The organism is Nocardia sp. IFM 10818, assembly GCF_054655275.1.
Genome location: NZ_BAAHJH010000001.1, coordinates 4,865,248 through 4,882,642 on the forward strand (window position 1 = coordinate 4,865,248; position 17,395 = coordinate 4,882,642).

A 17,395-nucleotide genomic window follows, 5' to 3' on the forward strand; every position below is an offset into this window, starting at 1 on the left:
ATGCCGTGCCCCCTTCGCGGCGGCCATCACCGGTAAGCCGGTACGGTGTTGCGCGAACGAGTTTCATCGCGAATCACGGGAGGCCCACCCTCATGACTCAGGACGCCGCGCAGGCCATCACCACCTTCGGTGACTCGACACTGCAGGGGTACCTGGATCAACTGTCGGCCAAGGTGCCCGCGCCGGGCGGCGGCGCGGTGGCCGCGCTGCACGCCGCGCAGGGCGCCGCGCTGGTCGCCATGGTGGCGCGCTACACCACCCGCGCCAAGGACGCCGACAACCGCCCGGTCGTCGACCGCATCATCGTCGCCGCCGATGTGGCCCGCGATCGCGCCCTGGCCCTGGCCGATGCCGATGCCGCCGCCTTCACCGCGGTCGGCAATGCCTACAAGCTGCCCAAGGACACCGCCGAGCAGCAGGCCGCCCGGGCCGCGGCCATTACCGAGGCCCTGCTCGGCGCGGCCCGCGTCCCGGCCGCCGTGGTCGCCGAGGCCGACGAGGTGCTGTCGCTGGCCCGCGAACTGCTGCCGATCGGCAATCCCAATGTGGTCACCGATATCGGCGCGGCCGCCGATGCCGCCCGCGCCGCGGCGGCCAGCTCGCAGCTGAACATCGCCATCAACGTGGCCTCGCTGGATGCGGGCGCGGGCGCGGAGTTCGCCCCGGTCCTCACCCGGATCGAGGAGATCCTCGCGCGCGCGGACGCGCTGCACGACGACGTGGTCGCCGCGATCACGCGCTGACCACGGGATCTCATAGCCGACACGATCGCGTCCGCATAGTTTCCACGCCGGTGGGTAGGTCACGAAGCGAGAACATTTCCGGATGGGACTGATCATCAGGTCATAGTCTGAGGATCCAGGACCACACCCTTTCGAAGGGATGGAACCATGCGGAACGCGATAAAGATCTTCATCATCGCTACCGTTGCCGCGGCGGCGGCCGCGTTCGGGTCCGGGGGCGCGGGGGCTGCGTTCGTGACATCCGATTTCCCGGCGGTGCAGGCGATTTCGCCGGGGCCGGGCCAGGTGGTGGGGATCGCCGCACCGGTGGAGGTGCGGTTCGCCGAGCCGGTTACCGAGAGAGCCCGGGTGGAGCGGGCAGTCAGCATTCGGGCCGGGACCACGCTCGCCGGGCAATTCAACTGGGTAGACGATCGGCATCTGACATGGACGTCGGCCGGATACCTTCCCACCTCGGCATCCATCTCGGTGTCGGTGGGTCGCCTGCACACAGAATTCCAGACGAATGCCGGTGTCACGGCCGACGGGGACATGTCCGCCCATACGTTCACGGTGTACATCGGCGGGGCGCCGGTGAACACCATGCCCGCCTCCTACGGCAAGCCCGGGTGGGAGACGCCGTCCGGCACCTTCCCGGTGCTGTCGCGGGAACGCTCGGTCACCTTCGATTCGCGCACCATCGGGATTCCGCTGAACTCCTCCGAGGGCTATCTCATCCAGGGTGAATGGGCCGAGCGCCTGACCTGGGGCGGCGTCTATGTGCACTCGGCGCCGTGGTCGGTGGACTCGCAGGGCTACGCCAATGTCAGCCACGGCTGTATCAATCTGTCGCCCGGTGACGCCGAGTGGTTCTACAACACCGTCAGCATCGGGGATCCGGTGACGCTGCACTGGTGACGGCGGACCGCTCGGGCGCGAAATACATTTGAACCGATCACGCCTCGTCGGATACGAAGATCCGATGAGCGAATCGACCGATGCCGGGTCGCCGGTGCAGTTGCGCCGAATCACCGCGGACACCGTGTACCAGGTGTGCATACTCAGTGAGACGCTGTCGGCGGAGCAGCGGAAGATGGTGGCCGACAATGGCATCTCCATTGCCGAGGCGCATTTCTCGGACTCCGCGTGGTTCCGCGGGATCTATGTGGGTGATGAGCCGATCGGGTTCATCATGCTCGAGCTCGGCATGGAACCCGACGAACCCGGCGTATCGCTGTGGCGGTTCATGATTGCCGGACCGCATCAGGGCAAGGGCTACGGCCGGCAGGTCATCGACCAGTTGGCCGCCTTGCTGAAAGAGCGCGGCACCACCGCGCTCTACACCAGCTACGGCCTCGGGCCGGGCAGTCCGGAAGGCTTCTACCGGGCGCTGGGGTTCCAGCCCACCGGCGCCATTGTCGACGGCGAGACCGAGGCCGTGCTGCGCTGGTGAGCGGTCAGCGGGCCGCTTCGGCGGCCTGCACCACGTGGCGCATGAGCAGGGCGGTGGTGACGGGGCCGACGCCGCCGGGGACCGGGCTCAGCGCGGCGGCCTTGCCGGTCACCGCGGCCGCGTTCACATCGCCGGTGATATTGCCGTTCTCGTCCTCATTGGTGCCGACGTCGATGACGACCGCGCCCTCGCGGACGTGGTCGGCGGTGATCAGGCCGGCGCGGCCGACGGCGGCGACCACGACATCGGCGGCGGAGGTGACCGCCGGCAGGTCGGTGGTGCGGGAATGGCAGATGGTGACGGTGGCGTTCTCGGCCAGCAGCAGCTGAGCCAGGGGCTTGCCGACCACATTCGAGCGGCCGACGACAGCAACGTGGCGACCGGCGAGCGGAACCTCGTGGAACTTGGCCAGTTCCACGACGGCCTCGGCGGTGGCGGGCGGGAAGCCGGGCAGGCCCGAGGAGAGCAGGCCCAGGGACAGCGGGCTGACTCCGTCGACGTCCTTGGCGGCGGCGATGGCGGGGCTGACATCGTCGAGGCCGATGCCCTTGGGCAGCGGGGTCTGCAGCATGATGGCGTCGACGGAGGCGTCGGCGGAGAGTTCGGCGAGCTTGGCACGAATCTCCTCGGCGGTGGCGTCCACGCCGAGATCGAGGTTGTCGCAGTCGATTCCATTGCGCTCGGCGGCGCGGTTGAGAGACTTCACGTACCAGGCGCTGGCCGGATCGTCATTGGCGATCACCAGCACCAGCCGGGGGGCGGCGCCGTTCTCGGTGAGCGCGGCGGCGCGCTGCTTGGTATCGGCATTGATGGCGGCGGCGAGGTCCTTGCCGGTCAGCGAAGTCGTGTCCACGGGAGACAACCTTAACGCGCGCCGTCGCGGGGCCCGCGCGCGACGCTGCCCGGCGGGACGCCGTCGCGGCTGTTCGGGACCACGAATCGCGCGCGTTCCCCGCCCTGCGATCGGTCAAACCTGGGAAATCACTTCGGCAAATACCCGACAACGGCCGTGTCCAGTCGTATCGTGTCTCCATTCGGTTTCGAGCCAATAGCCAGCAAAGTTCGGAGATAGCCAGCAAAGCGTGTGTGTGACCCTCTCTACGGAAAGGTCGGACAGCAGTGCAGATCGCCAGGCGTTTACCAGCTCTTCTCGCGGCCGCCGCCGCAACCATCACCTTCTTCGGGCCGGGCGCCGCGTTCGCGGATCCCGGTCCGCTCTACAACTCGGCGCAGGAGAATTTCCGCGACGGCGATGACGGCGCCGGGCTCGCGGACCTGCGCCAATTGCTCGCCGAATCACCCGATGATGCGGAGGCGCTGTCGCTGCAGGCCATCTGGTCGGATTACTCCGGCGACCTGATCACCCGGGAAGCCGCCCTGAGCCGCCTCACCGTGGTGGACCCGGAGCTGGCCGACGGCACGCGAAATGTGTTCCGCGCCATCGGGGCCGCCATCGGCACCCTGCCCAATCCGATTCCGGCGCTGGCCGGACCGGCCACCGGCATCGTGGTGCTCGGCTACGGCCTGCTGCCCGATGGCAGTATGCGACCCGAGCTCATCAACCGGCTGCAGGCGGCCTGGTTGCAGGCCGTCGCCTCGCCGCTGTCGCCGATCGTGGTCACCGGCGGCAACCCCCAGAACGGCATTACCGAGGCGGCCGCCATGCAGAGCTGGCTCATCGGGCGCGGCATTCCCGCCGACCGGGTCATGGCCGAGCATCGCGCCGGCTCCACCGTCGGCAATGCGCTCAACAGCACCGCCATGCTCCGCGACGCCGGCGCCACCAGCGCCATTATCGTGACCTCCCCCAACCACATTCGCCGCGCGGTCGCCGATTTCATCGTCGCGGGCATGCCGGTCGTCGGGGCCACGACCTCCCTGGAACAGCTGGTCTCCCAGCTGCCCCCGCCCGCCCGCAGCGGTCAGCGCGGCATCTACCTCGACGCCACCCGCACCCTGCTGCTCCCCACCCAGCGCTAGCGAAATCCACCCCCGGAGGGACCCGCGCTCACCCGGCGCGGGTCCCTCCGGGCACAATTGCCCGGTGAGTACTCCCGATACCGGCACCCTCGTCACCCGACTGCGAGCCGCAGGGTGCGTCTTCGCGGAGGACGAAGCCGCACTGTTGCTGAGCGCCGCCGCCGACGCCGAGCACCTGGAATCGCTTGTCGTACAGCGCATTGCCGGATACCCCCTGGAGCACCTGCTGGGCTGGGCCGAGTTCCGCGGCCTGAAGGTCGCCGTCGCCGCCGACGTCTTCGTCCCGCGCCAGCGCACCAGCTTCCTTGTCGAGCAGGCAATCAACCTGGGCCGCAGCGTGATTCAACTGTCGACCACCGCCACGCCACTCCCGCACACCTCGATCTCCGTCTCCGAAAGGGCGCTGGTGGCACTCGATATGTGCTGCGGCTGCGGCGCATTGGGCATGGCCTTCGCAACCGAGCTGGCCGCCGAGGGAATCCGCGTCGACCTCACCGCATCCGATATCGAGCCCGCCGCCATCGCCTGCGCCCGCCGCAACCTGGCCCCGCTCGGCGCGCAGGTCTTCCAGGGCGACCTGTTCGACCCGATTCCCGCCGATCTCGCCGGGCGCGTGGACATCCTGCTCGCGAACACCCCGTACGTCCCCTCATCGGAAATCTCCTGGATGCCCCCCGAGGCCCGCGACCACGAACCTCGCGCCGCACTCGACGGCGGCTCCGACGGCCTCGATATCCTGCGCCGCATCGCCGCCGTGGCCACCACCTGGCTCGCCCCCGGCGGCCACCTCCTCGTCGAGGAGAGCGACGAGCAGGCCCCCATCGCCGCCGAAGTGATGCGCCGCCATGGCCTCGAAGCCCACATCGCCGAGGACGACGAACTCGGCGCAACCGTGGTGATCGGCACGCGTCCGAGCTGATTCCCGCACGCCACCTCTCAGTCGATCGTCGACGCGGGTCGGCCGAGTTCAGGTGGCGGTGACGAGTACGGCGCGTCCAGCGGCGGCAGCCCGGGCATGAAGCGCCCGAACGTCTTCGACGTTGTCCCCGGACGTGCTCGAAGTCCGCGGTGTCGAGCGCCCGCAGGAGTCGGGGGCGTCGAGCGCGTCGCACCTCCTGCGCAGCCGCGTGCCGCCGGCCGGACAGTGATGCGGGGCGGCCCGCACCTTCGAAATGCGCTCCACCATGACCGAGGCCGTAGATTCAGCCGAGCGGGGCGGCCAGATCCTTCAGGTAGCTGCGGAGCCGCTGTTCCACCTCGGCGGGGTCGGCCGGGATCACCAGGAGGCCGAAGGCGGTGCCGTCGATCCAGGCGTGCAGTCGAATCGCTTCGGTCGCTACGTCGCGGGATGGGTGCAGGTCGCCGATTCGGGCGAGTAGGGCGCAGAGCTGGCGGCAGAGGTCGTCGACGGCACGTTGCGCTTTTTCGGCCAGCTCGGCGAGGCGGGGGTGGGCGGGGGCTTCGGCGATGAGGGCGAGGTTGACTCGCATTTCGGCATTGCGGCGCTCGTCGAGGGGCAGGAGTTCCAGCAGGATCGCCATGACCACGGCGCGGGGGTCGCGCATGCTCGCGTGCGCGGCGACGCGCTGTTCGACATTGGCGTGGACGAGTTGCATGGAGTGGGCCAGCAGATCGGCCTTGGTGGGGAACATGTGCCGGAGCGAGCCGAGCACGATACCGGCTTCGGCGGCCACGGTGCGGAGCGAGACGGCGCTGACGCCGCTGTCGACGATGAGCCGCCAGACGGCCGCCGCGATCTCGGCTTTGCGCTGGTCGTGGTCGATCACTTTGGGCACGGGCCGATATTAGCGCAACTGTGCTAGATTGGCGGGAAGGAATTAGCACAATTGAGCTAACAAGGGGATGGAAGATGTTCGATCTGGTGGGGGAACACCCCATTGCCGCGGTCATCGTGATCGCCGAGGTCGGGTTCTGGGTCCTGCTGGGGATCGGCCTGCTGCTGCGGTATGTCTTGCGGCTGCGGACATTGAGTAATGTTGTGCTGCTGGGGATTCCGCTGCTGGCGGTGGTGCTCGTGGTGGCCACCGGCATCGATCTGCACAATGGCGCGACCGCCGACGCCACGCACGGGCTGGCCGGGCTCTACCTCGGGTTCACGCTCGCATTCGGCCACTCGCTGATGCGGTGGGCCGATGTGCGGGTCGCGCATCGGTTCGCGGGCGGGCCGGCGCCGGTGAAGATTCCGAAATCGGGTCCGGAGCGGCGCAAGCATGTGTGGCAGGAGTGGTTGCGCGTGGTGAATGCCGCGGTGATCAGTTCGGTGTCGCTGGGAGCGCTGGTGCTGTTCGTCGGCACGCCCGAGCAGGATGCCACGCTGACGTGGTGGATCGGGCGGGTGTGGGTGATCTGCGGGATCTGGTTCCTGTTCGGGCCGCTGTGGGAATCCGGTCGCGGCGGTAAGCAGGAGACCAGTAAGGACCGGGTGGATATCGGCCGCTGAGGCGGGCCGCCGGTAGCGTGGTCGAGTGACTGTGCGCGGGATTCTGTTCGACGTCGACGACACGCTGTTCGATTACTCCGCCTCCGCCAGGGTCGGGGTGATCGAGCATCTGCGGGCCGAGGGGCTGCTGGAGAAATTCGAGTCCGAGGAGGCGGCGGCGCGGCTGTGGCGCGGCATCGAGGACGAGGAGTACGCACGGTTCCGGACCGGGGAGATCACGTTCACGGGTCAGCGGATCGCCCGCACGGAGCGGTTTCTGGCGAGCATCGGCGTGACGGTGGACGATCCGGATGCCTGGTTCTCGGCGTATCTGGTGCAGCGCGATCTCGTCATGGCGGCGTTCCCGGACGCGCTGCCCACACTCCGGTCCCTGCACGGGCGGGTCGGCCTCGGCGTGGTGTCGAATTCGGTGCGCGCCATGCAGGAACACAAACTGCGGTCCACCGGGCTGCTGCCGTATCTGGGCGAGGCCATCCTGTGCTGCGTGGAATTCGGTGTGGCCAAACCGGATCCGAGCATCTTCCTGGCCGGGTGCGACATGATCGGGCTGCCGCCGGAGCAGGTCGCCTATGTGGGCAATGACTACGAGATCGACGCCGTCGCCGCCAGAGATGCCGGATTGCAGTCGTTCTGGCTGGATCGCCGGGGCGGTGCGGCGGTGGATGACGGCATCACCGTCATCCACTCGCTCACCGAGCTGACGAATTCTTACTTCCGGCCGGTGAATTCGTCCATGGAGTGATAGACGCCGACGGTATTGAGGTAGAAGTCGCGGACCTTCAGCGGCAGCAGGCCGGAGATGGCGCGGTTGAAGCGCGAGGTCCACGGCAGGATCACCAGGGCGGAACCCTTCTTCATCTCGGTCCAGGAGGTTTCGACGACCTCCTCCTGTTCCAGGATGGGGGTGAACAGGAATCCCTTGGCGCCGTCGAACATTCCGGTATTGATGTAGGTCGGGCACACCGTGGTGAACTTGACGTGCTCATTGCCGGACTGCTCCAGCTCCAGGCGCACCGAATCCGACCAGCCCAGCGCGGCCCACTTCGACGCCGCGTAGACGCTCATGCGCGGATTGGACACCAGGCCCGCCGAGGAGGCGATGGTCATGACCCGGGCCTCGCCCTTCCCCGCCACCATGGCGGGCAGGAATTCGAGGGTGATGTACATGGGCGCAAGGGAATTGATGGCCATGGTCTTGTCGATGTCGCCGCGGTTCTCGGTCTCCCAGAAGTAGCCGTTGCCGCGCACGATGCCCGCGTTGTTGACCAGCACGTCGATGCCGCCCACCTCGGCGCGGACGGCCGCGCCGGCCTCGGCGATGGCCTCGCGATCGGAGACGTCGACGACATAGTGCTGGATGCGGCCCGAGCCCGCCGCGGCGAGTTCGGCCGCGGTCTCCTTCAGCGCCGTCTCATTGATATCCCACAGCACCACATCGGCGGCGCGTTCGCGCACGGCGCGCTGGGCGAATGACTTGCCCAGTCCCATCGCGGCGCCGGTGATCAGGACCTTCTTGCCCTCGACGGTCTTCATGCCTGCGTGTTCCCCTGTCTCGTCTCTAGCCTGATCACTTCTGCCGCAACGTTTTCATGACGCCCAGGTAGAGCGTCATGGTCTTGGCCCACAGCCCCTCGGACATGCCCGGCAGCGGGGCGATGGGCAGTACGCGCTGCACCGCGATGGTCTGGGTGTCGACGTACTTCAGCAGCCCCTCGGGGCCGTGGCGGCGGCCGGTGCCGGAAATGCCGAGGCCGCCGGACGGTGCGGCCACCGAACCCCAGGCGGCGATGAAGCCCTCGTTGACATTCACCGAGCCGGCGTGAATGCGGGCGGCGACCGCGCGGGCGCGCTCCGTATCCTTGCTCCACACACTGGCATTGAGGCCGTAGGCGGTGTCGTTGGCCCGGGCGATGGCCTCCTCGTCGCTCTTGACGCGGTAGACCGAGACGACCGGGCCGAAGGTCTCCTCGCGGAAGACGGTCATGCCCTCGCGCACGCCTTCGAGGATGGTGGGCTCGTAGAAGTACGGGCCCAGCTCGGGGCGGGCCTTGCCGCCGGCGAGGACCTTCGCGCCCTTGGCGACGGCATCGTCGACATGCTTGCCGACGGTGTCGATCTGGCGCGGGAAGGTCAGGGAGCCGATCTCGTAGTCGAAGTCGAGGGTCTTGCCGAGGGTGAGTTTCTCGGTATTGGCGACGAATTCGGTGACGAACCGCTCGTACACGGTGTCGTGCACGTAGATTCGCTCGATCGATTCGCAGAGCTGGCCCGCGGAGGCGAAGCAGGCGCGGACCGCGATCTTGGCCGCGGCGGACACGTCGGCGTCTGCGAGCACGAGAAGCGGGTTCTTGCCGCCCAATTCGAGCGAGTAGCCGATGAGCCGCTCCCCCGCCTGCTGGGCAATGGTGCGGCCGGTCGCGCTGGATCCGGTGTAGTCGACGTAGTCGGCGCGCGCGATGACCTCGGTGCCGACCACGGCGCCGCGGCCGAGCACCGCCTGCCACAGGCCCTTGGGCAGGCCGGCGCGCTCGGCGATATCGATGGCCCACAACAGGGTCAGCGCGGTCTGGTTGTCCGGGCGGCCGATGACCGCGTTGCCCGCGAGCAGTGCGGGCAGCGCATCGGAGGCGCCCAAGGCCAGGGGGTAGTTCCACGGCGAGATGACCGCGACCACGCCCTTGGGCCGGTTGCGCACCTCCACCTGGGTGAGCACCGGCATGACTCCGCGCGGCTTGCGGTGCGCCAGAATCCTTTTGCCCTCGGCGGCATAGAAGCGGGTGTTCACCGCGACATCGGAGACCTCGTCGAAGGCATGCACCCGCGACTTGCCGGTCTCGGTCTGCACGATGTCGAGAATGGTGTCCTGCTCGGCCAGCACCAGATCATGGATGCGCCGCAGCAGCGCCGCGCGCTCCCCCACCGGCACCTTCGCCCAGCGCTGCTGCGCCGTGCGCGCGGTGACGAACGCCCGCTCGACGTCGGCCACCGACGACTGCGGCAGATCGGCGATCTTGCGTCCGGTGGCGGGTGCGAACACCTCCACCGAGGGCGCACCGCCCGCGACGGCGTGCCCGAGCAATCGCTGGACCAGGTCGAAGGGAAGCGCATCGGCGGCAGCCAACTGCGGGGCAGTCGTCATTGGTCGCCCTCTCGAGAGAAAGTATCCGGGCCGCGGCCCGCTATTCACTGAACACCGGTGTTACATGAACACCAGTGTTAGATTAATACCCGTGACGCCCGTGTCAAGCGCTCCACCGGCCGCTTCCCCCGCCCGCCGCGGCCGCCCTCCGCAGACGGAGAAGCAGGCCGACCAGGTCCGCGCCCGCATAGTCCTCGCCACCGCCGAGGTCTTCGCCCAGCACGGCTCCCGCGGCCTCAGCGTCGCCCGCATCATCGAATCCGCCGGCCTGGCCCGCCCCACCTTCTACCGCTATTTCGCCAACGCCACCGAACCCCTCCACGCCCTCCTGACGCTCTCCAACGAGGACCTGGTCGGCGGCATCCGCTCCGCCCTCGACCGCACCGAAGCCCCCGTCCAACTCGGCATCAACATGATCGAGGCCTACCTGCACTGGGCAGACGGCCACGGCCCCATGCTCTCCCCCCTCTTCGCCGAACTCCACGACCCCGGCTCTCCCGTCTCCGCCTACCGCGAAGCCGCCCTCGACGACATCCGCACCCTCATCCGAGCCAAGTTCACCGAACTCGGCCGCCCCGCCCCCGCCCCCCTCGACCTCGACACCGCCCTCCAAACCTGCGAATACGTGGTCTTCCGAATCTCCGCCACCGGCGAACCCACCCCCCAAACCATCGCCGCCGCCCGCCTCACCATGATCCGCACCGTCCTGGTAACCCTCGGCCGCCGAGAAGACCTCGAATACGCCCTCACCCTCCCCGGCCTCTTCACCGACGCCGACTGACCCCAGCCTCCCTGCCGACCGCTCCGTTTCGACCTACCGTCTCAGCCATGCCGATGCTCGAGCTTCCACCCGACGGCCTAACCGACGATCTAGTGGCACTACGCACTTGGCGCCCAGCGGACTTCACTCAACGATTCGCAGGCTTCTCCGACCCCGAATGCCTCACCTTCTCCTGGCCCTTGGTCGAAAGGTTCACAGAAAATCACTTGCGAGCTCGGTTCAGCGAGGAGGAGGCCGAACGTATGCGCGGCGAGGCCATCAGCCTCGCGATCTCCGACGCAGCCAACCCGCACCAAATCTGGGGCGGCGCCTCGCTCTACGACCTCGATCGGACCAACCACCGAGCAGCGATCGGATACTGGCTCGCCGCCCACGCCCGAGGCCGAGGGGCCGCGACCCGATCGGTGCGTCTCCTGGCCCGCTGGGCCTTCACCCACCTGAAGGTCATGCGCCTCGAACTAACCTGCGCACCAGACAATCTGGCCTCCCAACGCGTAGCCGCCCGATGCGGCTTCACTCGCGAGGGCCTACTCCGATCTCATATCTCCTTCCAGGGCCGCCGCCGCGACACAGTCCTATTCAGCCTGCTACCAACCGAGCCTCGAGTCGACATACGAGAGTCGGCGCTTCGCTACGATCCGTCTCCGTGCTTTCCTCCTCCTCGCCCGAGCGCCCCCAACCGCCCTATTACGCCGTAATCATCTCCACACAGCTCCGAGGCGAGGAAACGCCCGATTACAAGGAAATGGCCACCCGCATGACCGAACTCGGCACCGGCCAACCCGGCTACGTCGGCCGCCAAGGCATGACCGACGGCGAGGGTCGAGACCTGTCGATCATCTACTACCGCGACGAGGAATCCATCCGAGCCTGGAAGGCCGACGTCGAACACCTCGAGGCCCAACGTCTCGGCAAAGAGCGCTGGTACGAGAACTACACAGTCGAAGTAGCACGAGTCGAGCGGGAATACTCCTTCTCGCGCGAAACACCCGGCGGCGCACAGTCACCCGCTTCGAAGTGGATAGGCTCGCCGAATGCCTGATGCGATCTTTGCTCACCATCGCCTCGCGCCTGTCTACGACGCCTTCGAAGGCTCTCGCGATGACCTGACGGCTTACCTCGATATCGCCGACGAGCTGAGCGCGGACTCCGTCCTCGACATTGGTTGCGGGACAGGGTGCCTTGCGATTCTGCTCGCTGAAAGCGGCCGTACTGTCGTTGGTGTCGACCCGGCAGAGGCATCTCTCGAGGTTGCGAGGTCGAAGGATGGCGCCGACCGAATCACCTGGCTACACGGTGATGCGAGCACCCTGCCGGCGGTCGGTGCCGACCTTGCCGTAATGACCGGGAATGTCGCGCAGGTCTTTCTGACCGACGAGGACTGGTCGCAAACACTACGAGGCATCCACGCCGCCCTTCGCCCAGGCGGCCATCTCGTATTCGAAACCAGACGTCCCGAACGCCGAGCCTGGGAACAATGGGCAGCTACTACACCTGTCACCCTCAACGTTCCAGGAATCGGACCGGTGGAACAGAGCCTGCACGTCACCACCGTCCAACTCCCCCTCGTTTCCTTCCGTCACACCTACAGATTCCTCACCGAGAACACCGCCCTCGCTTCAGACTCGACACTCCGCTTCCGCAGCCGCGACGAACTCGAATCGAGCCTGACCGCCTACGGCTATCGCGTGCAAGATGTGCGAGAAGCGCCAGACCGCCCAGACCACGAATGGGTATTCATCTGCCAGAGTGCCGACCAGGAGGACAGAAACGATTCATGTCGAAATCGGAGCCGATCCGTCCGTCGGCGTCCATCGTGACGGGAACGAGGCGGCCGGTGGAGGTCACCAACCACGCCAGCACGGGCTCGATCGGCGAGTCGGGATCATCTGGCATGTGGGCTAGCTCGCAGGCGTGCCAGCCACCGCCGGGCAGGGCGGTGACCACTTGGTTTGCTTTTTCGAGGTGTGAGAAGTCGGGGTAGTCCGTGACCGGTCGCCGTGCACCCACTTCAGGGTCGACGACCAGCGCGGTTCCGGTTGCTGGATCCCATCCATCAACCTCCCACGTGCGGCCGATCAGCGTCTCGGTGCCGCTGAAGATGGCGACCCAGCCGGTGTGGGTGAAGTCGTGAGAAGACCGCATGCGCAACATCATTCCTTGCGGTGCTTGGTGTCTGATTTCGGGCATCATTGAGTGCATCATGATCACTACTGCGTTTCTTCAGTACTCCGGCAAAGGGCCTGTGCGGCATGAAGAGACGTTGTTGGAGGAAGGACTGCGGGGGCGCGGGATTCCTGTGCAGTACTACACGATCAAGCGGATTCATCGGCGGCAGTTGCCGTTGGGGGTGGGGACGTTCATTGCGGGCGATATGGATGCGATGCACGGGGCTATGCGGCAGTTGGGGATTGCGGCGCCTGAGCCCGATGACTATCCGGCCGGTTTGAGGGAGTTTCTTCGGCGACGGGTGTGGCGTTCGACGCTGGGCGAGGTGGAGCGTGGGCTCGAGAGTGGGGCTGTTTCGGCTACGTTCGTGAAGCCCGCGGAGCGGCGGAAGAACTTTACCGGGGCAGTCTGCTACTCGGAGCGGGACATTGCTGCTTTGGGGAATATCAGTCGGCGGCAGCGGGTTTGGTGCTCGGAGGTGGTTCGGTGGGTTGCTGAGTACCGCGTCTATGTGATCGATCAGGAAGTTGTTTGGATCGATAGGTATGACGGGGATGCGGCGGTTCGGCTCGATAGGGATGTAGTGGAGGCGGCGGTGGGCGCGTACCGGCGATCGGGGACGGCGCCGTGTGCGTATGGGATCGATTTCGGGGTATTGGCCGATGGTGAGACTGCGCTCGTGGAGGTCAATGATGGGTATGCGCTCGGGGCGTATGGCATCTCTGCTGACCTGTACACGGAATTGGTCATGCGGCGGTGGAGTGAGCTTCTCGGGCTGGCGGCTGCATGATGGTGGGATGAGTGAGCGGGTGAGTGTATGCGGGTAGTGCTGGGGTTGATCGTGGTGCTGGCGGTTGCGCTGGTTGTTGGGGATCGGGTTGCGGTGGGGATGGCGGAGGGTGAGATCGGGCGGCGGATCGCGGCGGAGTACAGCCTGCCGCGGGAGCCTCGGGTTGATATTCGGGGGTTTCCGTTTTTGACGCAGGCTGTGGACGGGCGGTATGCGGACGTCGGGATTCGGGTTGGGGAGTGGAGCGACGAGAGGATTTCGGTTCGTGACCTCGAAGTGACGTTGAACGATGTGGATGCGCCGCTGGGGGATCTGCTGGAGAAGCGCACTTCGAGCCTTGTTGCGCGGATGGCTACGGCTACGGCAGTGGTTCCTTATGAGACCGTGCAAAGGTTTGCGCCGGAGGGGGTGGAGTCGATTTCCCACGGGGCGGATGGGCTGCGGGTGACGGGGACGTTCTCGGTGCGGGGGATTCCGGTGCCTGCGACGGTGGTGGTCACTGTCGCGCCCACTGGTGAGGGGATCGAGGTCACTCCGGTTTCGGTGCAGCCTTCGTCGGGTGGGCCGACTATTTCGCTGGCGTTGGTGCGGGAATCGCTCACGTTCGTGGTGCCGTTGCAGCGGTTGCCGCTCGGTGCGCAGGTGACGGATATTCGGCCGGCTACCGACGGGCTGCAGGTGACGGCTGTCGCTCACGACGTGCGGTTCTCCGATTTGCCGTGAGCGGCTGCCGGTTTCGGGGGTGAATCAGGTCGCCATTGTGTGTTGGAGGACTGCGGTGGCGTATTCGTGGTGGATGGCGGCGGGGAGGGAGTGGCCCATGCCGGGGATTTCGACGAGCTTCGCGCCGGGGATGAGGGCGGCGAGGTGGCGGCCGTGCGGTGGTGGGTTGATCGGGTCGCGCAGGGCTTGGATGACCAGGGTGGGGGTGGTGATGCCGGGTAGCTCCGGGCCGCGGGTGTCCAGGCCGGTGCGGACTTCGGCGTGGGGGTGCTGGGCTCTGGTGTCGGGGCGGCCCGCGTGCTGTTGTGCGGTCAGTTCCGCCGCACGGAGTTCGGCTTCGTCGAAGAAGTCGCCGGTTATCAGTTGATCGATGTTGGTGGTGGATGCGCTGATTCCGAATGCCAGCTCGACGAACTCCCGATTGGGGGTCGGGAGGCCGTCGGGGGTTGGTTCGCCGGTCAATGCGCGGTCCCAATTGTTGAAGAAGTCGACGCCGAGCGCGAAGCAGTTGCTCAGGGTGAGGGTGCGCAGGCGGGACCGGTGGTCCAGGGCGAGGAGTTGGGCGATGCCGCCGCCCATGCCGAAGCCTGCGACGTGTGCGGTGTCGATCTGCCAGCTGTCCAGCACTGCGACGGTGTCGGCGGCGAGGTCGTCGAATGTGTAGGGGTGGCCGGCGAATTCACGCCAGGTCGACCTGCCGGTGTCGCGGTAGTCGTAGCGGATCACCCGGTGCCCGGCGGCCACGAAACGGTTGACCAGCGGGTCCGGCCAACCGGTCGAGGAGAGGGTGTCGCCGGAGAGGAGCAGCAGGGGCGGATCGGAGGGATCGCCGCGGCTTTCGGTCCACAGCTCGACATCGCCGATTGCGGTCGTCTGTGCGTTCACCTCGATGGTCATTCGATTGCTTCCCCCGATTCGATCACGGAAATGGGCGGCATGAAATCGAAGCTATCCAGAAGGTGAAGCGCTGTGCCAGGGCCAGATTCACCGACCGCCGCTGCTGGATCGCCCTGCCGGCGGTACGTGGCGGGTGACGATGCGGTGGATGAGGCGGGCCGCGGTGCGGGCCGTGCGGGAATCGATATCGAGGGACGGATTGAGTTCGGCGACATCGACCGCCGCCAGCTTGCCGCTCACTGCCGCCTGGTCGCAGATGCGTTGGATGACCTCCAGGGGAACGCCGTACGCGGCGGGCGCGCTGACGCCGGGGGCCACCGCGGCGGGAAGCACGTCCAGGTCGATGGTGAGGTAGAGCAGGTCGATGGCATCGAGCAGATCGGCGACGAAGGCGTCGATGGCATCGAGATCCGTTGGACTGCACTGCTCATCGAGGAGGTAGTGCACGCCCAGGCGGTGGGCGGTGTCGAACAGGGCGGTGGTGTTGCTCGGCTGGCTGATGCCGACGATGTCGTAGCGGCAGGAGGATCCGGCATCACGCTCGATTTCGAGGATCTGCCGGAAGGGCGTTCCTGAGCTCGGGACCGGTTCGTCGCGCAGGTCGAAATGTGCGTCCAGGTTGAGGATTCCGAGGCGCGGGCGGGTGCGGCGCAACCGGGTGGCGGCAACACCGGAGTAGGTGCCGAAGGCGACCTCGTGGCCGCCGCCGAGCACGACGGGCAGTCGGCCGGAGTCGATGGCGGCGGCGACGGCGCGGCCCAGACGAGCTTGGCCGGATTCGAGGTCGGTATCGGTGACGGCAATGGTTCCGGCGTCCTCGACGGCGAGCGCGGACGGCAGCGCCATGGCGGCCAGCGCAGCACGCAGGGCATCGGGACCGGCCGCCGCGCCGGGGCGGCCCTTGTTGCGGCGGACGCCCTCGTCGCTGGCGAAACCGATCAGCACGCAGCCGCTTCCGGCCACACCGGGATCGTATGCCCGGATCGCTTGATGCCAGCGCACATGCTCCGGGGTGTGACCGTCGGTGCGACCGGTCCACGACGCGGGCGGGATATCGACAATGATCTCGGTCGCCGCGGTATCGGTGGTCATGCACCCACCCCGGGGGTGACCAGCACGCCGTCCTTCCAGACCTCACGCACCAGCGCGACCCCCGGGCGGTAGGCCAGGTGCAGGTAGGAAGGCGCGTCGAGCGCGATGGCGTCGGCGCGCGCACCGATGCCGAGGTGACCGATATCGTTGCGGCGCAGCGCTCGCGCACCGCCCGCCGTCGCCCCCCAGACGGCCTCGGCCGGGGTCATGTGCAGCTCGCGGACCGCGAGCGCGATGCAGAACGGCAGGCTGGTGGTGTAGCTGGTGCCGGGATTGCAATCCGCGCCCAAGGCCACCGTCACCCCGGCGTCCAGGAGGGCGCGGGCGTTCGGGTAGGCATTGCGGGTGCAGAAGTCGGCTCCGGGCAGCAGGGTCGCAACCGTCGAACTGCCTGCCAGGGCATCGATATCGGCGCCCGTCACGTAGGTCACGTGATCGACCGAAGCCGCCCCCAGCTCGACCGCCAGCCGCACGCCCGGCCCCTCACCGAGCTGATTGCCGTGCACCCGCGGCACGAGCCCGTGCGCCACACCGGTTTTCAGCACCTCCCGCGACTGCTCCTCGTCGAAGGCCCCGCGTTCACAGAACACGTCGATCCATTTCGCATGCGGCGCACAGGCTTCGATCATCTCGTCGCACACCATGGCCACGTAATCGTCGGCCCGCCCGGCGTATTCGGGCGGCGGCACATGCGCGGCCAGCAGCGTCACATCATCGGTGAACCGCCCCGCGACCTGCGCACTGCGCAATTCGTCACGCGTCGTCTGACCGTACCCGGTCTTGATCTCCACCGTCGTACTGCCCGACCGCAGCGCCTCGTTCAGCAACCGCCGCACAGTGGCTTCGAGCTGCCCCTCATCGGCGGCGCGCGTGGCCTCGATGGTGGTCCGAATACCACCGGCGGTATACGGCGCCCCGGTCATGCGAGCCGCGAATTCCTCGGCCCGATCGCCGGCGAACACCAGATGGGAATGGCTTTCCACGAACCCGGGCAGCAATGCCCGCCCACCCAGATCCACCCCGTGATCCGCGACGGGCGCCTGGGCGCTGTCTCCCACCCAGGTCACCTTCCCGTCAGCGAAGGCAATGGCCGCATCCTTGCGGATACCCAGCACCCCCTCCCCCAGCCCGGGATCATTGGTGACGAGTGTTCCGATATTCGTGACGACGAACGAGCCCACTCTCGAT

Annotated in this window: 20 protein-coding genes; 13 read left to right on the top strand and 7 right to left on the bottom strand. The window is 67.3% G+C overall.

Going from position 1 to position 17,395, the window contains the following annotated elements:
* Positions 1-92: 92 nt before the first annotated feature.
* The 3 genes from ACYQ5L_RS22520 (at position 93) to ACYQ5L_RS22530 (ending at position 2,175) form a co-directional block, all read left to right on the top strand.
* Positions 93-743, top strand: a complete 651-nt coding sequence (locus ACYQ5L_RS22520; protein WP_459959924.1) for a cyclodeaminase/cyclohydrolase family protein — start codon at positions 93-95, stop codon at positions 741-743.
* 147 nt (positions 744-890) lie between these two features.
* Entirely contained in the window at positions 891-1,640 is a 750-nt protein-coding gene (locus ACYQ5L_RS22525; protein WP_459959925.1) for a L,D-transpeptidase, read from the top strand.
* A 64-nt stretch (positions 1,641-1,704) separates the two neighbouring features.
* Positions 1,705-2,175, top strand: a complete 471-nt coding sequence (locus ACYQ5L_RS22530) for a GNAT family N-acetyltransferase (protein WP_459959926.1) — start codon at positions 1,705-1,707, stop codon at positions 2,173-2,175.
* A 4-nt stretch (positions 2,176-2,179) separates the two neighbouring features.
* On the opposite strand, the gene ACYQ5L_RS22535 is transcribed toward ACYQ5L_RS22530, so the two are convergent.
* Positions 2,180-3,028, bottom strand: a complete 849-nt coding sequence (locus tag ACYQ5L_RS22535; RefSeq protein WP_459959928.1) for a bifunctional 5,10-methylenetetrahydrofolate dehydrogenase/5,10-methenyltetrahydrofolate cyclohydrolase — start codon at positions 3,026-3,028, stop codon at positions 2,180-2,182.
* A gap of 266 nt (positions 3,029-3,294) precedes the next feature.
* Between ACYQ5L_RS22535 and ACYQ5L_RS22540 the strand changes: the two genes are divergently transcribed.
* Together ACYQ5L_RS22540 and ACYQ5L_RS22545 are read left to right on the top strand one after the other, a co-directional pair.
* Positions 3,295-4,155, top strand: coding sequence for a YdcF family protein (locus ACYQ5L_RS22540; RefSeq protein ID WP_459959930.1), 861 nt, complete (start codon positions 3,295-3,297; stop codon positions 4,153-4,155).
* A gap of 64 nt (positions 4,156-4,219) precedes the next feature.
* On the top strand, positions 4,220-5,074 hold the full coding sequence (locus ACYQ5L_RS22545) for a putative protein N(5)-glutamine methyltransferase (RefSeq protein WP_459959932.1): 855 nt from the start codon (positions 4,220-4,222) through the stop codon (positions 5,072-5,074).
* Positions 5,075-5,357: 283 nt separating this feature from the next.
* Here ACYQ5L_RS22545 and ACYQ5L_RS22550 read toward each other — a convergent pair whose 3' ends face one another.
* On the bottom strand, positions 5,358-5,951 hold the full coding sequence (locus tag ACYQ5L_RS22550; RefSeq protein ID WP_459959933.1) for a TetR/AcrR family transcriptional regulator: 594 nt from the start codon (positions 5,949-5,951) through the stop codon (positions 5,358-5,360).
* Positions 5,952-6,025: 74 nt separating this feature from the next.
* On the opposite strand from ACYQ5L_RS22550, the gene ACYQ5L_RS22555 reads away from it, so the two are divergent.
* Both ACYQ5L_RS22555 and ACYQ5L_RS22560 read left to right on the top strand, forming a co-directional pair.
* On the top strand, positions 6,026-6,616 hold the full coding sequence (locus tag ACYQ5L_RS22555) for a hypothetical protein (protein ID WP_459959934.1): 591 nt from the start codon (positions 6,026-6,028) through the stop codon (positions 6,614-6,616).
* A 25-nt stretch (positions 6,617-6,641) separates the two neighbouring features.
* Complete coding sequence (locus tag ACYQ5L_RS22560) at positions 6,642-7,358, top strand: HAD family hydrolase (RefSeq protein ID WP_459959935.1); 717 nt, start codon at positions 6,642-6,644, stop codon at positions 7,356-7,358.
* On the opposite strand, the gene ACYQ5L_RS22565 is transcribed toward ACYQ5L_RS22560, so the two are convergent.
* Complete coding sequence (locus ACYQ5L_RS22565; protein WP_459959937.1) at positions 7,325-8,149, bottom strand: SDR family oxidoreductase; 825 nt, start codon at positions 8,147-8,149, stop codon at positions 7,325-7,327. The genes ACYQ5L_RS22560 and ACYQ5L_RS22565 overlap by 34 nt on opposite strands.
* Before the next feature lie 34 nt (positions 8,150-8,183).
* A complete protein-coding gene (locus tag ACYQ5L_RS22570) occupies positions 8,184-9,755 on the bottom strand; it encodes a succinic semialdehyde dehydrogenase (protein WP_459959938.1) in 1,572 nt (523 codons plus the stop codon).
* A 91-nt stretch (positions 9,756-9,846) separates the two neighbouring features.
* On the opposite strand from ACYQ5L_RS22570, the gene ACYQ5L_RS22575 reads away from it, so the two are divergent.
* From ACYQ5L_RS22575 to ACYQ5L_RS22600, 6 genes are all read left to right on the top strand, one after another.
* Positions 9,847-10,536, top strand: a complete 690-nt coding sequence (locus tag ACYQ5L_RS22575) for a TetR/AcrR family transcriptional regulator (protein WP_459959940.1) — start codon at positions 9,847-9,849, stop codon at positions 10,534-10,536.
* 53 nt (positions 10,537-10,589) lie between these two features.
* Positions 10,590-11,234, top strand: a complete 645-nt coding sequence (locus tag ACYQ5L_RS22580) for a GNAT family N-acetyltransferase (protein ID WP_459963506.1) — start codon at positions 10,590-10,592, stop codon at positions 11,232-11,234.
* Positions 11,183-11,578, top strand: coding sequence for an antibiotic biosynthesis monooxygenase family protein (locus tag ACYQ5L_RS22585; protein WP_459963687.1), 396 nt, complete (start codon positions 11,183-11,185; stop codon positions 11,576-11,578). The genes ACYQ5L_RS22580 and ACYQ5L_RS22585 overlap by 52 nt, the downstream gene beginning before the upstream one ends.
* A complete protein-coding gene (locus tag ACYQ5L_RS22590) occupies positions 11,571-12,356 on the top strand; it encodes a class I SAM-dependent methyltransferase (protein ID WP_459959942.1) in 786 nt (261 codons plus the stop codon). The genes ACYQ5L_RS22585 and ACYQ5L_RS22590 overlap by 8 nt, the downstream gene beginning before the upstream one ends.
* Positions 12,357-12,679: 323 nt before the next feature.
* Positions 12,680-13,495 (top strand): ATP-grasp domain-containing protein, encoded by an 816-nt coding sequence (locus ACYQ5L_RS22595; RefSeq protein WP_459959943.1) that lies wholly within the window; start codon positions 12,680-12,682, stop codon positions 13,493-13,495.
* A 27-nt stretch (positions 13,496-13,522) separates the two neighbouring features.
* A complete protein-coding gene (locus ACYQ5L_RS22600) occupies positions 13,523-14,218 on the top strand; it encodes an LmeA family phospholipid-binding protein (protein ID WP_459959945.1) in 696 nt (231 codons plus the stop codon).
* Between the two features lie 24 nt (positions 14,219-14,242).
* On the opposite strand, the gene ACYQ5L_RS22605 is transcribed toward ACYQ5L_RS22600, so the two are convergent.
* From ACYQ5L_RS22605 to hutI, 3 genes are all read right to left on the bottom strand, one after another.
* A complete protein-coding gene (locus ACYQ5L_RS22605) occupies positions 14,243-15,115 on the bottom strand; it encodes an alpha/beta fold hydrolase (protein ID WP_459959946.1) in 873 nt (290 codons plus the stop codon).
* 87 nt (positions 15,116-15,202) lie between these two features.
* The gene (gene hutG / locus ACYQ5L_RS22610) at positions 15,203-16,207 is read right to left on the bottom strand and encodes a formimidoylglutamase (protein WP_459959947.1); all 1,005 of its coding nucleotides are present in this window, start codon (positions 16,205-16,207) and stop codon (positions 15,203-15,205) included.
* On the bottom strand, positions 16,204-17,388 hold the full coding sequence (hutI, locus tag ACYQ5L_RS22615; protein WP_459959948.1) for an imidazolonepropionase: 1,185 nt from the start codon (positions 17,386-17,388) through the stop codon (positions 16,204-16,206). The genes hutG and hutI overlap by 4 nt, the downstream gene beginning before the upstream one ends.
* Positions 17,389-17,395: the final 7 nt, after the last annotated feature.